The organism is Haloarcula sp. Atlit-120R, assembly GCF_003665885.1.
In the GTDB taxonomy this organism is placed as follows: Archaea; Halobacteriota; Halobacteria; order Halobacteriales; family Haloarculaceae; genus Haloarcula; species Haloarcula taiwanensis.
Window position 1 is genome coordinate 1 of the sequence record NZ_QPLN01000109.1, and the last position, 442, is coordinate 442.

Here is a 442-nt window from a genome sequence, read left to right on the forward strand (position 1 = left end):
AACAAGCTCGTCCTCGTCGGCAGTTCGACCGGCCGCGACGGGCTCGGCGGCGCGTCCTTCGCCAGCGAGGACCTCGCTGAGGACGCGGAAACCGAAGACCGGCCCGCGGTACAGGTCGGTGACCCCTACACGGAGAAACTGCTCATCGAGTGCAACGAGGCGCTCATCGACGAGGACCTCGTCGAGTCCGCCCGCGACCTCGGAGCCGCCGGCCTCGGCGGCGCGTCCTCGGAACTCGTCGCCAAGGGGGGCTTCGGCGCGGAAATCGACCTCGAGAAGGTCCACCAGCGCGAGCCGAACATGAACGCCTTCGAGATTCTCCTCTCGGAGTCCCAAGAGCGCATGTGCTACGAGGTGACTCCCGAGAACGTCGAGCGCGTGCAGGAACTCGCCGCGCGCTTCGACCTCGGCAGCGCCGTCATCGGCGAGGTCGCCGAGGGCA

Annotated in this window: 1 protein-coding gene; it reads left to right on the forward strand. The window is 68.3% G+C overall.

All coding sequences use genetic code 11. The annotated features are described in order from the left end of the window. On the forward strand, positions 1-442 hold a 442-nt coding region (locus tag DVK01_RS21455), incomplete at both ends, for an AIR synthase-related protein (protein ID WP_233562848.1).